11 protein-coding genes and 2 pseudogenes are annotated in these 12,575 nt (G+C 61.0%); 5 read left to right on the forward strand and 8 right to left on the reverse strand.

Going from position 1 to position 12,575, the window contains the following annotated elements; all coding sequences use genetic code 11:
* The first annotated feature begins 48 nt into the window (after nucleotides 1-48).
* Entirely contained in the window at nucleotides 49-813 is a 765-nt protein-coding gene (locus BSY16_RS23570) for an inositol monophosphatase family protein (RefSeq protein WP_069063670.1), read from the forward strand.
* Here BSY16_RS23570 and BSY16_RS23575 read toward each other — a convergent pair.
* The 7 genes from BSY16_RS23575 to BSY16_RS23605 form a co-directional block, all read right to left on the reverse strand.
* Complete coding sequence (locus tag BSY16_RS23575; protein ID WP_150130120.1) at nucleotides 794-1,516, reverse strand: glycerophosphodiester phosphodiesterase; 723 nt, start codon at nucleotides 1,514-1,516, stop codon at nucleotides 794-796. The two genes, BSY16_RS23570 and BSY16_RS23575, sit on opposite strands and share 20 nt — an antisense overlap.
* Before the next feature lie 95 nt (nucleotides 1,517-1,611).
* Nucleotides 1,612-2,661 carry an ABC transporter ATP-binding protein gene (locus tag BSY16_RS23580; protein WP_069062268.1) on the reverse strand — a complete coding sequence of 350 codons (1,050 nt, stop codon included), beginning with the start codon at nucleotides 2,659-2,661 and terminating at the stop codon, nucleotides 1,612-1,614.
* A gap of 36 nt (nucleotides 2,662-2,697) precedes the next feature.
* The gene (locus tag BSY16_RS23585) at nucleotides 2,698-3,501 is read right to left on the reverse strand and encodes an ABC transporter permease (RefSeq protein ID WP_069062269.1); all 804 of its coding nucleotides are present in this window, start codon (nucleotides 3,499-3,501) and stop codon (nucleotides 2,698-2,700) included.
* A gap of 1 nt (nucleotide 3,502) precedes the next feature.
* Nucleotides 3,503-4,315: an ABC transporter permease gene (locus BSY16_RS23590; RefSeq protein WP_150130121.1), complete on the reverse strand. Its 813-nt coding sequence runs from the start codon at nucleotides 4,313-4,315 to the stop codon at nucleotides 3,503-3,505.
* A 58-nt stretch (nucleotides 4,316-4,373) separates the two neighbouring features.
* Nucleotides 4,374-5,516 (reverse strand): extracellular solute-binding protein, encoded by a 1,143-nt coding sequence (locus BSY16_RS23595; protein WP_069062270.1) that lies wholly within the window; start codon nucleotides 5,514-5,516, stop codon nucleotides 4,374-4,376.
* A complete protein-coding gene (locus tag BSY16_RS23600) occupies nucleotides 5,513-6,481 on the reverse strand; it encodes a carbohydrate kinase family protein (RefSeq protein WP_069062271.1) in 969 nt (322 codons plus the stop codon). Before BSY16_RS23600 ends, BSY16_RS23595 begins: the two co-directional genes overlap by 4 nt.
* Nucleotides 6,481-7,866, reverse strand: coding sequence for a family 4 glycosyl hydrolase (locus BSY16_RS23605; RefSeq protein WP_069062272.1), 1,386 nt, complete (start codon nucleotides 7,864-7,866; stop codon nucleotides 6,481-6,483). The genes BSY16_RS23600 and BSY16_RS23605 overlap by 1 nt, the downstream gene beginning before the upstream one ends.
* Before the next feature lie 139 nt (nucleotides 7,867-8,005).
* On the opposite strand from BSY16_RS23605, the gene BSY16_RS23610 reads away from it, so the two are divergent.
* Nucleotides 8,006-8,779 (forward strand): GntR family transcriptional regulator, encoded by a 774-nt coding sequence (locus BSY16_RS23610; RefSeq protein ID WP_353652397.1) that lies wholly within the window; start codon nucleotides 8,006-8,008, stop codon nucleotides 8,777-8,779.
* A 156-nt stretch (nucleotides 8,780-8,935) separates the two neighbouring features.
* On the opposite strand, the pseudogene BSY16_RS23615 reads toward BSY16_RS23610, so the two are convergent.
* Nucleotides 8,936-9,645, reverse strand: a pseudogene (locus BSY16_RS23615) (IS6 family transposase).
* A 590-nt stretch (nucleotides 9,646-10,235) separates the two neighbouring features.
* On the opposite strand from BSY16_RS23615, the pseudogene BSY16_RS31660 reads away from it, so the two are divergent.
* From BSY16_RS31660 to BSY16_RS23635, 3 genes and pseudogenes are all read left to right on the forward strand, one after another.
* Nucleotides 10,236-11,295 (forward strand): annotated as a pseudogene (locus tag BSY16_RS31660) (IS630 family transposase).
* Between the two features lie 312 nt (nucleotides 11,296-11,607).
* A complete protein-coding gene (locus BSY16_RS33300) occupies nucleotides 11,608-11,886 on the forward strand; it encodes a UCP034077 family protein (RefSeq protein WP_502696029.1) in 279 nt (92 codons plus the stop codon).
* 113 nt (nucleotides 11,887-11,999) lie between these two features.
* Nucleotides 12,000-12,428, forward strand: a complete 429-nt coding sequence (locus BSY16_RS23635; protein ID WP_069062275.1) for a toxin-activating lysine-acyltransferase — start codon at nucleotides 12,000-12,002, stop codon at nucleotides 12,426-12,428.
* The last annotated feature ends 147 nt before the right edge of the window (nucleotides 12,429-12,575 follow it).

The following is a 12,575-nucleotide window of genomic DNA, read 5'->3' on the forward strand; positions in this document are numbered from 1 at the left end:
AGGAGAGGTGACGCCTTGCGATTCGCACCGAACGAAACAACCTCCGTCATGATCGAGGCTGCGCGGGCCGGGGCGGCTGTCGCGATGGGGTACTTCACCGCGAAGGGGCCACTGGAAATGGTTGAGAAGGCCCCGCGCGACTACCAACTTGCCGCCGATGTCGCTACCGAACGAGCCATCGCGGCGGTCCTGGCCAGGTTTTGCCCCGAGGCGGGGATTTCTGGCGAGGAGGGAACGAGCGAACGGGCGGGAACCGGCAGCGGCCGTTTCATCATCGATCCGATCGACGGGACGTCCAATTTCGCCTTCCGCATCCCCTTCTTCGCGCAGGTGATTTCCTACATCGAGGCAGGCGGCATCGTATCCGGCATTGTCTACGATCCGGTGCGCAATGAGATGTTCGTCGCGGAAAAAGGCCGCGGCGCCTATCTTAACGGCAATCGCCTGCCGCCGCTGGCCGCGGTGTCGCCTGATCGCTCGGTGATCGGCGTCGGATTGCCGATCCCGGGGCAGGTACGCAACGTTTCGGCGGAGCAGTATCAGGCCGCGCTCTCGGCGGTGTGCGAGACCGCGGCCGTGACCCGCAGGCTGGGATCGGCGGCACTCGCCGTCGCCTATGTCGCGGCGGGGCGGCATCATGCCTGCTTTGAGGATGGGCTCGATGTGCTGGATTATCTCGCCTCCGCCTTGATGGTGCGTGAATGCGGCGGGCTCGTTACTGATTTTCACGGTGTTGAGCAGAATGGGGACGGCGCGGTTCTTGCCGGGGTCCCTGGCCTTCACGACTGGCTGGTCAGGCAGTTTGCCGGATGATGCGCTCCAGAAGCGGCGCAAGCACGTCCGGCTCGTCGGTCGTGATCTGGTCGACGCCGGCGTCTGTCAACCGCCGCAGTGTGGTCTGGACATCGGGATGGTCGCTGTTCAGCGTGTAGGCATCCACCTTCATACCGGCGGCCTGAAAAGCCGCCACCAGATCGAAGCCTTCTTCCAAGCCAGCCAGGATGATCGGGTATTCGATGTAGACATAGGCAGCGTAGGGGGCCGCAGTTATGGCTTCCCGAGCAAATCGCCCGAAGGTCCTTGAGCGCCGCAGCGACAGTAGCGTGTCGTCGGTGCAGGGGTCATAGCCGATCCGCAGGGCCGGTAGGCCGTCCGCAAGCCGGCGCAGCTCGGCCGCATCGCCGCCGCTGAGGATGAAACGGTCGGCACAGTCGGCCAACAAGAACCCGAAGCTGTCGAAATGGTCTTGGGAAAGGCTGGCGATATCGTCCTTGAAATCGAGTTGCATCAGCGCACCCGAACCGGCAGGGGCAAGGCGCATCGCCGCGGCAAGTTCGCTGAACAGCAAAGGCGGGTGAGCGGCGATCCGACCATCCTCACCGCGCATCGAAAGATGCCTTGTGGCCGTCGCCGTCGTGCTAGTCACAGGACCTGCACCGGTCGTCTCACGGTCGAGCGTGGCGTCGTGCAGGCAGAGGAAATCACCGTCGCGGAGTGCGCGCAGGTCGATCTCCATCGACGCGCCGAGGCATGCGCCAGAGATGAGGTTGTCGCGGTCGAAAACGACATCGCTGCGCCGCCGGCGCAGCCGATGCCACTTGAAGACCGGGCTCATGACGCGGGCGAGCGTACGGCGTCGTGGCCGTCCTTGAAAACGCAGTAGTGGCATGCGCCGAGGAAGATGGCCTGACCCGGTTCGAGCGGCGTTTCCGTGTCCATGTGTACTTTGAACCGGTTCTGCCCGTCGGTGGTCGCCTCGACGGTGCGGTAGGCGCCGAAATGGACGATCCGGGTGACGGTGGCGGGCGCGCGGCCCTGCGCGGCGTCGAAATGGACCCGCAGCTTTTCCGGGCGCACCGCGAGCGTGGCCGAGCCATCGGGCAGGGCCGCATCGAGGGCGAGGCCGGCGGCCGCGATCCGACCGTCGCGGATGGTGCCCTCGATCATGTTCATAGCTCCGATGAAGCCGGCGACGAACTTGTCGCTCGGAGTGGCGTAGATCTCGGCGGGACCGCCGATCTGGTTGATCCGGCCGACCGACATGACGACGATGCGGTCGGCGATGGCGAGCGCCTCGTCCTGCCCGTGGGTGACGAAGACGGTGGTTATGCCGAGTTCGCGCTGGATGTTACGGACCTCTTCGCGCAAGCGCTCACGCAGGTGCTGGTCGAGGCTGGCGAAGGGCTCGTCCATCAGCAGGATCTTCGGTTCCAGCACGATGCAGCGGGCGATGGCCACACGCTGCTGCTGGCCGCCGGAAAGGCGCACGGGGCTGCGCTTGCCGAAGCCGGACAGCCCGACCAAATCCAGCGCCGCGTCGACCTTGCGGTCGATCTCGGCACGGCCGAGCTTGCGCAGCTTCAGGCCAAAGGCGATGTTGTCGTGGACATTCATGTGCGACCACAGCGCATGGCTCTGGAAGACCATGGCGGTGGGACGGCGCTCGGGCGCGGCGGCGGTGACGTCGATACCGTCGATCAGCACGCGGCCCGCCGTCGGCTTCTCGAAGCCGCCCATGATGCGCAGGAGCGTTGATTTTCCCGAGCCTGAGGGGCCGAGCAGGCACACGAGTTCACCCGAGGCGATGTCCAGAGAAACGTCGCTCAGCGCCGTCATCTCGCCGAAACGCTTCTCTATGCTCGTCAATTGCAGTTTTGCCATATCAATGCGATCCCGAAAGCGAGGATTTCGATTTTGTCATGCCCCGAAGCCCTTGGCGAACTGGTTGGAAGCCAGCACCCGGCGGGCAAAGAGCAGGGCGATGAACGAGGGCACCCACAACAGCACCGACAGCACCGCCCCGTACTGGACGACGATCTGCCCGGTGATCATCTGCAGCATGACCATCGGCATGGTGCGCAGTTTCGGCGCGCCCACGAGCCAGGCGCCCTCCGTCTCGTAGAATGTGGAAACGAAAGTCAGCAGCATCGCTGCGCCGATGGCCGGCGCCGCCTGGGGAATCGTAATGCGGATGAAGGTCCTGACCGGCCCGGCGCCAACATCCCGCGCCGCCTCCTCCAACCGCCGATCGATGCCGCGGAAGGCGGCCGAGGGAAGCCAGATCATGATCAGCATCGTGTTGAGCAACTGCACGAGCACGATACCCCAGAAAGTGCCCACCAGCCGCAGGCTGAGGAAGAGCGTGGCGATCATGACGATAAGGCCGAAACGCGGAAAGGCGTTGATGGCGAGGAACGACATCATGAAGGTGCGGCGCCCGACAAATTCCATGCGGGCGAAGGCATAGGCCGCCGGAAGGCAGATCACCGCCGACAGGAGCGTGACGGTGACGGAGAGCGCCAGCGACAGCCGCAGGGCGGACAGGACATCCGCACGCGCCAGCGTCGTATGCCAATAGCGCATGCCCCAGTCCGTCGGCAACAGCGCCGGATAATACCATTGCTCGGCGAAAGCCCAGAGAAACACGGTTGCGATCGGCATTACCACATAGGCGATGAGGGCGATCAGAATGAGAGTTCCGAAGATCGAGCTGGCGCGCATGTCACACGTCCTCGCGTTTCGTCAGCATGGCGACATAAAGAATGCCGAAGACCGAGCAGGTCAGGAACGTCACGACGGCCTGGGCGGCGGCGAAATCGGGTTCGCGCACCTCGGCGAATGTCCTGAGCATGTAGGGCCCCATCATTTCCGGCGAGGCCGGGCCTAGCATGTACGGGATGACGAAGGAGCCGAACAGGCTGATGACGTTGAGTGCAACGACGACCAGGAGCGAATCCTTCACCAGCGGCAGGACGATGTGCAGGAAGATCGTCACATATCCCGCGCCCACGTCGCGCGCCGCCTCGATGGCTTCCTGTGAGACCTTGGCCATGCCGGCGGTGAGGATTAGCAGGGTCAGCGGCATATGATCCCAGACGAGGCCGATGACCGGCCCCCAAGGCGTCAGGTAGGGCGACCTGTAGAATGTGAGGCCCACGGTTTCCAGCATCGTCTGCAGCAGCCCGTTCGGACCGATGTAGCGGATCAGCGCATAGGCGACGATGATGCCTGGCACGAACATCGGAAACAGCGCCAGAGCCTGCACGACGGCGGCGAGCCGGCTGCGGGTGAAATGCAGGTAGATCGCGATCGGCAGGCAGATCACGACCAGCACCGCCAGCGTCACGGCCGTCGTCCAGACGGTGCGCAGGTAGTTGGCGAGACTGTAAGGATCGGTGAAGAACCGATGGTAGCGGGAAAGCGTCCAGGAGACAGAGCCGTCCGCTCCCACCTCCTGGAACGTCCGCACGATGGAAACGCCGGCAGGGTAGAGCAGCAGGCAGGCCATGACCACCAGGGGAGGCCCGATCAGCATCAGGCCCCGAAGGTTTCGAGCAAATGCGCTTTCGCGTCCCACAGCCGGCGCTCCGTAATTAGTCGCGTGCCACGGTCGGCGCGACGTTGCGATACCAGCCGTCGTTGACGGCTGCTTCCCATGCGCCGTCCGGGAAGGCCGGGATCGACGTCGGGATGATATCGGCATTGGCCTTGCGGATTTCCTCCGAAAGGTGGCTCCACTCGATCGAGGGGAAGCCGGCGACCTGCTCGACGATCTGCTCCTGCACGGCGGGGGAGATCAGCACGTTGGCAAGTTTTGTCGCCGATTCCCGGTGCGTGGCGTTGCTCGGGATGGTGCAATAGGCAAAACCGCCGACGAAAGCCAGATCCTGCAACTGCGCCAGCTTGATATGCGGCGGCAGTTCGCCGGATTTTAGGCCGGAAAGCGCCTGGTCCGACCAGGTCGGCACCATCGAGACGACGCCGGACATCAGGAGCTGGAGCGAAGGTGTGTTGCCGGCCGTGTAGGAGCCTCCCTGATAGAGCGAGGGCGCCAGATCCGTCAGGATCTCCCATGCGCCCGGAAGCATCTTGTCTGCCAGCTCCTTAGAGAAGTTCTCAGTGGTGAACAGCGAGGGGTCGCGGCCGTTCGCCTCGTGGATGGCGCGGCGCACGAAATTGCCGCCCGAGCCCCCCTTGTCGGGACGATTGTAGATGAACTGGCCGGGATTGGCCTTGATCCAGGCGGTCAGTTCTTCCCAGGTCTTCGGCGGAGTGGCGATCTTGTTGGAATCGTAGGCCATAACCACCTGCGAGCCGCGATAGGGCAGGCCGAAGGGCGTATCGACTGCAAGCTTGCTCAGCTTGTCGAAATTGGAAAGACCGGCCTTGGAGAAATCGAGCCAGAGGCCCGCCTCGATGCCGCCCACTGTGTTGCGCGGGTTGAAGGCTTCCATAACGTCGACCTGCGGATCGCTGTCAGTCTTCAGCGCCGCGAGCGCGCGGTCGGCAAGCGCCATCATGCCGGAATTGCCGTCGGACACCGTGACGTTGACGGCGAGGTCTGGCAGTTCCTGCTGAAGGGCGGGAACGACGATGTTCGACCAGAAGTCGGCAAGGTTCTGGTCGCTGCCGACGATGACTTCCACCGTGCCGTCATCGGCGAAGGCGAAGCGGGGGGCGAGGCCGATGGCGCCGATGGCCGCAGCTCCCGCGCCAAGAAATTCACGACGTTTCATTGCATATCTCCCGGTTTGCGATTGAGGATGTCGTGTTGCCTCTCGTCGCCTTGCACCCGGCGCAGCAGGTCCGCTTCGTCCGGCAAGGCCTTGCCGCCATGGTCCGTGACTGCGGCTGAGCCGCAATGAATTGCGGCATCGAGTATCTTTTCGAGCGTCCAGCCCTGCAGCAGACCGTAAACGAAGCCGGCGTTGAAGCTGTCGCCGGCGCCGGTGGTGTCGATGACCTCGACGACCGGCGCCGGCCGTTCCAGAACACCTTCGCCCCGGTGGAGAAGGGCGGCACCCTGTGCGCCCCGCTTCAGGACCACGAGGGGGGCGAACCTTCCAAGGACGTCGAGCGCTTCGAAGCCGGTACGACCCGTCAGCCGCGCGGCTTCCGTGTCATTAAGCAGGAAGCAGTCAGTGCTGGTCAGGATATCGACAAGGTTTGCCTCATCGAGCGCCTCGTCGACATGCTGGCAATCGAAGCAGCAATAGATGCCTTGCGCGCGGGCAAAGGCGAAAAGCGCGGCTAGCTCCCTGCGGCAGGTCAGGCCCTGGATGAGCAGAACACGGGGCCGCAGGCGCTCCAGCATCTCCGGCGCAGGCAGCGTCTCGTCGCCGTCGAAGCGGCTAATGAAGCCGCGATCGCCGGCCATGGAAAAGGCGGCGCTGACGCGGATGCGGTTTTCGTCGCGGCGCTGGAAGAGGGACGTGTCCATGCCTTCCTTCTCCGCAGCGCCGATCATCAGGCTACTAAAGAGGTCGCTGCCGGTCTCGCACCACCAGCCCGTGCGCGTGTTGAGTAGTGACAGCGCGCGCGCCGTCGTAAAATTGGCGCCCGGGATGGCATCGAAGCCTTCCGACCATACATCCGCCCCAAGCCGCGGCATTTCGCCGAGGCCCGAGAATATCAGGTCGAAGTAATATTCCCCCGCCAGAACGACGTCATAGGGGAAGGCTCTTTCCTGTCGGGCAAGCATTATCGCCATTCCCCCGCAAATGCGCTGTGCGCAGCGATATATTCGTCCACCAGCGGTTCGGCCCGCGAATAGGACAGGACGAGCGGATGGGCGATCAGCGCCTCGACTGCAAGGTCCTTGCGCCGCTCGGAAATGGCAGTGACGGCCAGCCGTTCGTAGCGCTTGATATTGTGGACGAGTTGGGCCGGACTGTCGGGCATCGTGCCGATCTTCTTCGGCCGGATGCCTTTGGCGTCGACAACGCAGCTCACCTCGACCACGTCGTCCGGCCGCAGACCGTCGATAGCCTCGCCGTTGCGGACATTGAGGCCAATATGGCACTCAGCGCCCGATTCCATCGCGTCGATGATGTTGAGTGCGACGCCGGCATAGCCCTCGCCCACGCCATCGGCCGCATGGGCGGTGACGGAGCGGATCGCCTTGTCGGCATCCTCCATACTTGGCGCTTCCGGTCGGGCATAGTGCATGTAGGTCGCCTCGCGGCGCTGCTCATAGGCAAAGTAGGCGGCGAGCGCCGCGTCGGGGTCGCGACCGACGCCGATCCCGGATAGCTGTTCGATGAGCGCCCGGTTGAGGTCTCGCACCTCCTCGCCGCGGGTGCGGGCGTCGGCCTGGATGTCGCCGAGCGCCTTTTCCGCATAGTAAAAATAATAGAGATATTCGTTCAGCCACAGCCGGTGGCGGCGGATGAGCGCCGGATCGAAGATGCGCTGCGCCGTTTCGGCCAAGAAGACGTCGTCGTCAAGAAGCCCCTGCAGCACTTCCGTTCCGCCGACCCTAGCGGCGCGGGTATAGGAAAGATGGTTAAGGCCGAAGACCTCGGTCTGGACCTCGCGAACCGCGACGCCGAGCTTCTGGGCGACCGCTTCCTGGGCGGCGTTGGCGCCGTCGCAGATGCCAACGACGCGGTCGAAGCCGGCATCCGAAAGTGCCTGCGCCACGAGGCCGGCGGGGTTGGTGAAGTTGAAGAGCCATGCATCGGGGCTTACCTTTTTGAGCAGGCATGCATAATCCGTGATGACCGGAATGGAGCGCAGCGCCATGGCGAAGCCGCCTGGGCCTGTCGTCTCTTGGCCCAGAACGCCATGGGAAAGGGCGATGCGTTCATCCTTGACGCGGCCATCCTCGCCGCCGGGCCGCACCGTGGTCACGACGTAACGTGCGCCTTCCAGCGCCCTTTCGGCTTCAGTGGTGGCGGTAATCCTGACAGGTGACTGCATGCGCATACCGATCTCGCGCGCCAGGCCGCCGAATATATCCAGCTTCGTCTGCTCGACATCATGCAGGCAGATTTCTGTTAGGCCGGTACGTTCTGCCCTGCGCAGCGCCGAGGCTACAAAAAGCGGCGCCCTGACGCCGCCACCGCCGATAAGAGTGAGCTTCATCCGTCACCTCATACATTTCAAGTCGGAGAATGCTAACTGGTCATATCCAGACATGTCAAGATGGCGCATTGCTTTTGAACATCGTTTGGTGCAGCAGTAGCAACATCACAAGCTGGTGGGAACGATGGCTGCAGGTAGAATGACTGTTGACGAGGCGCTCATGGACCGGGTGCGTCTCAGACCGCTGGACCGCGGCGATCACCAGCCGCTTTATCGTCAGGTGAAGCAGGCGATCCTCGATCTTGTTCAGGATGGCGTGATCGCACCGAACGCGAAGCTGCCCTCCGAGCGCGAATTGGTCGCGGTCTATGATGTCAGCCGTATTACAATTCGTCAGGCGCTGCTCGAACTCGTTCAGGAGGGTCACCTGCAGAGCCAACCCGGCAAGGGCTTTTATGTTACGGAGCGGCAGGAGGGCTTCGAACTCCACCTGCTGACGAGTTTCACGGCCAACGCGATCGCAAAGGGCATGGTGCCGGGAAGCCGCACGCTGGAAGCAAAGATTTACGCAGCGCCCCCAGAAGTCACTCGCGCCCTCTATTTGCCGGCCTCCGCCGACGTGATTTTGCTCAAGCGGCTGCGAACGCTCGATGGCGTTCCGGTGGTTATCCAGTACGATTGGCTGCAGCCGGCGATCTGCCCAGGCATGCTTGATCTGGACTGGTCGAACGGCAACCGCTCTTTGTATGCTGAGCTGCGTGAGCGTTACGATCAGCGTCCGACGCGCGGCCAGACGACCATCAGCGCACGTTACCCGGATCGGGAAGAAGAGGAGTTGTTGAAGATGGAGCCAAACACGGCAGTGCTCACGCTCGACCAGATCGCCTTCAACACCGCCAACCGCCCGATCAACATCTCCACCTCCATCCATCATCCAAAACGTTACCCGCTGAGTATCCAGCAGGGAGAGTGACTGTGGCAATGACGTCTGGCAATCGCGCTCACCCAAGCGGGTTGTGCGGACGAACTGGGGCAGACCAGCGGCGGTGTTTGCCAATCGGCTGCTGGTGCCAATGGGACATTGCCAAGTTGTTTAGCCTTGGGTGCGATCGACGCCGTGTCGCCAGTTTCAGACTGTCATTTCAGCGGCATACTCAGCCCACAGGCTGATGGCATCAGCCCGCGCGTGGCGGTGTGCGATGGCGGTCAGAGTGTAGCGGCGGGGGCGGAAGATCCTGTTGATTTGATCGTGGGCCGACAGAAAGCGCTGTGCCTGTCGCGTCGACTTGAACCGACCCATGATCTTCTCGCGTTTTCGGGTCTGCCGGTGGGAGTTTTCAATTCGGTTGTTCAGCCCCTTGTGCTCCCGATGATCGGCATCCGGAGCGATGGCCTGGATCGGCCCATGTAGCTGCCCAGTTTGTCCGTCACGACCACGCGCGGCTGACCAAACTGCCTGACCAGTCTGGAGAAGAAGCGTCAGGCAGCCCTGCTGTCGCGGCGAGCCTGAACCAGGATATCGAGAACATCGCCATTGGCATTAATGGCGCGCCAGAGCCAGAACTTCTTGCCGCCAATCGTGATGGCGGCCTCATCCATGTGCTACTTGTCACTAGGGTTTGGTCGATCCCTACGGATGCAATCGGCAAAATGACGACCAAAGCGGTTGACCCAGAGCTGAACAGTCTCCCGACTGACGATGACCCCGCGCTCCGCGAGCAGATCCTCAACATCCGCAGTGTTCAGGGCAAAACGGCGGTAGGCCCAGACCGCATAGGCGACGATCTCACGCGGAAAGCGAAACCCCTTCAGCCGAGGTAATGAGCAAGGCATCTTCATGCCGAACCGCAATCCAAATGATCGGCTTAAATAACTTGGCAATGCCATCGGTCTCGAGATCGCGAGGCGTTCCAAAGGCCTCTAACCGACGATCAAAATAGGGGAGATCCAAAAGTTAAACATGTCGACCGGTTCGAGATCACTTGCCGCCCGAGTTTTGAGACCGAATGTCCATCGCGTTTCGGATACGCGATGGACGCTCGCCCCGCCCGATTCTCAATCGTCCGTACGCGCTATCCCGTCGATGAATTGACGATAGGTTGGATTGTGGGCCAGCAAATCGCTATGTATGCCGTGGAATCAGATTTAGTTGGTCGCGCAATTGGGACTATTACCTACTACGGGGCGTCTCTTCTCCGTAAAAGAGACATTGCAACATCGCGCGCACCTCGTCGAAGCGCTGCAATGAACTTTGCCTTCAAAAGTCTTTATCTTCACCGAACCCTTACCGTTCGCAGAAGCTATCTTGTAGTGCCTTTACTACCGGTTCGAAGAAATAGGCGATTAATACGCCGCCTCGCTAACCTCGACTCATTGGCCTTCCCAAAACGCAATGAATCTGAATCTCTGGCGCAAGCCGGAGGTTTGCGATGCGATCAGGGATTTCATTACGTGACGATTTTTATGGAGAAGGTCTGCGGCGGCTGGCGCGGCAGACGAAGGATGCAGCCCAGGTACGACGGTTGTTGGCACTCGCCTCGATCTACGATGGAGGCTCGCGTTCCGATGCCGCCCGTCTCGGCAATGTCACGCTCCAGATCGTTCGGGACTGGGTCATGCGGTTCAACGAACGCGGTCCCCAGGGCCTGATCAATGGCAAGGCTGCCGGTCAGCGGTCGCGGTTAAACGATCACAGCGTGCGGCCCTGGCACAGGCCATCGAGCGTGGGCCGACGCCCTATCTCGACGGCGTTGTTCGTTGGCGTCTGTGCGATCTGGCGCAATGGCTTTGGGAAGAGTTTCGCGTTTCGGTGAGCGAGCAAACGCTGAGCCGTGAAGTCCGGGCCATGGGCTATCGCAAGCTGGCTGCCCGGCCCAAACATCACGCGCAAGACCCTCAAGCCATTGAGGATTTTAAAAAAGCTTCCCCGCCGCAGTGGCAGAGATTGCCGCCGGAGCCGCCCAAGGAAAACGGATAGAGATTTGGTTCGAGGATGAGGCCCGTATCGGCCAAAAGAACAAGATCACGCGCCGTTGGGCCAAGCGCGGAACGCGGCCGTCCGCGCCGCACGATCAGCGCACAAGATCAGCATACATCATCGGCGCAATCTGCCCGAAGCTCGGCAAGGCGGCGGCGCTGGTCATGCCATGGTGTGACACCCACGCAATGACCCAGCATCTGGCCGAAATCGCACGCCATGTCGATCAGGACGCACACGCCATCCTCATCATGGATCAGGCAGGCTGGCACATGTCCAACAATCTCGTCGTGCCCGGCAACATCACAATCTTGCCGTTGCCGCCGAAATCGCCCGAGTTGAACCCGGTCGAAAACCTCTGGCACTTTATGCGGGACAACTGGCTCTCGAACCGAGTCTTTAAATCCTACGACGACATTGTCGATCATTGCTGCGATGCCTGGCGAAAGCTCGAAAGCCAGCCATGGCGCATCATGTCCATCGGACGCAGAGAATGGGCCAATGGGTTTTGATCAGCGAGGAGGCGTATTAGACCGCGAAAAGTTGTTTGCGAACAATTTGCCGCGCTGGATTTTGTGTGTCACCGCGAAATGAAAAATGGATCAAACGCTGCTGAAACTCGCAGATTAGGTATATGTGCTTATTTTCTTGTCGCAAATGATATGCGACGTAATCGCCCATCGTCACCGTCACGTGGGCTGAGCTTTATGAAACCACTCTCTTTGGGTATCGCCTCCGTTCTGTTGCATATGGCGACCGCTGATCCGCTGTACGCTGGGCAGGATGTTTGTCGAGGAGCTAGCCAAGTGGCCACTCTCGACGAGATGTTCTCCGCGATATACGCGTGCTGGCGGCCGCCCGCGAGCCTTGGACACATGCGCGTGATGTTGAGGTTCCGATTAAAACGTGATGGCACGTTGATCGCTCCTCCGCGCTTGGCGTGGATCCATGCGACGGGCGTCGGCTCGGATGACCGTGAAAAATTTGCCAGTTCAGCCCTGGACGCGCTCACCCATGCACTCCCGATCCCGTTTACAGAGAAAATGGGTGGCGCTATCGCGGGGCGCACGGTAACTCCATACTTTGAGAGTGGTCGGAATTAGGTTCTTGACAGAATCGTGGTCCATGCGTTCTCCGTCCGAATAGGCAACAACTTGATGTATTACCCGATGAGCTTGGAGCCATTCAAACTACCTGACGCTACCGGGAGCTGAGAATGAGCGATCGCGAACGAAATGACGGAGACTTTACGCACGATCCGGTCGCCAGCAAGACGGTGGCTGAAATTTTTGGGGAGATCGTATGGTTGATGACACAGAACAGATCGACCAGGGAAATTCCTCTTAAGGATCTCGAGCGGCTTGTAATGCCGCCGATCATGCTTCGGCAGTTCCATATCACGTACGCGCATTCACCCGCCGAAAAGCCCGCGCCGGAAGAGTCATCACGATCTGCCGGCAAGCCAGACATCACGCTTCAACCGATCGCGGTGGAGCTTTTCGCAATGGTATCGAAAGAAGAGGGGACGAAAAATGTACCTGAGATGAAAAACGACGTTCCCTCGACCGTGGCGGAATGGCGAACCGGCCTGGTCAAGAGAGTGGTTCTTTCCATAGACTTGCGGCGGTCGAGTCAAGATGAATAAATATTTCTCACAATTAACCGCAAGGCACGTTGTATTATTTTTTCTTGTGTCGCTTTTTGCAATTATATTAATTGGAGAAAACGCTATTTGCCGGAATTCTTCATGTATGAGGAAACATTATAGAAGTGGAGATCGGATTTGTTACCA

Source organism: Sinorhizobium sp. RAC02 (assembly GCF_001713395.1).
Classification (GTDB): Bacteria; Pseudomonadota; Alphaproteobacteria; order Rhizobiales; family Rhizobiaceae; genus Shinella.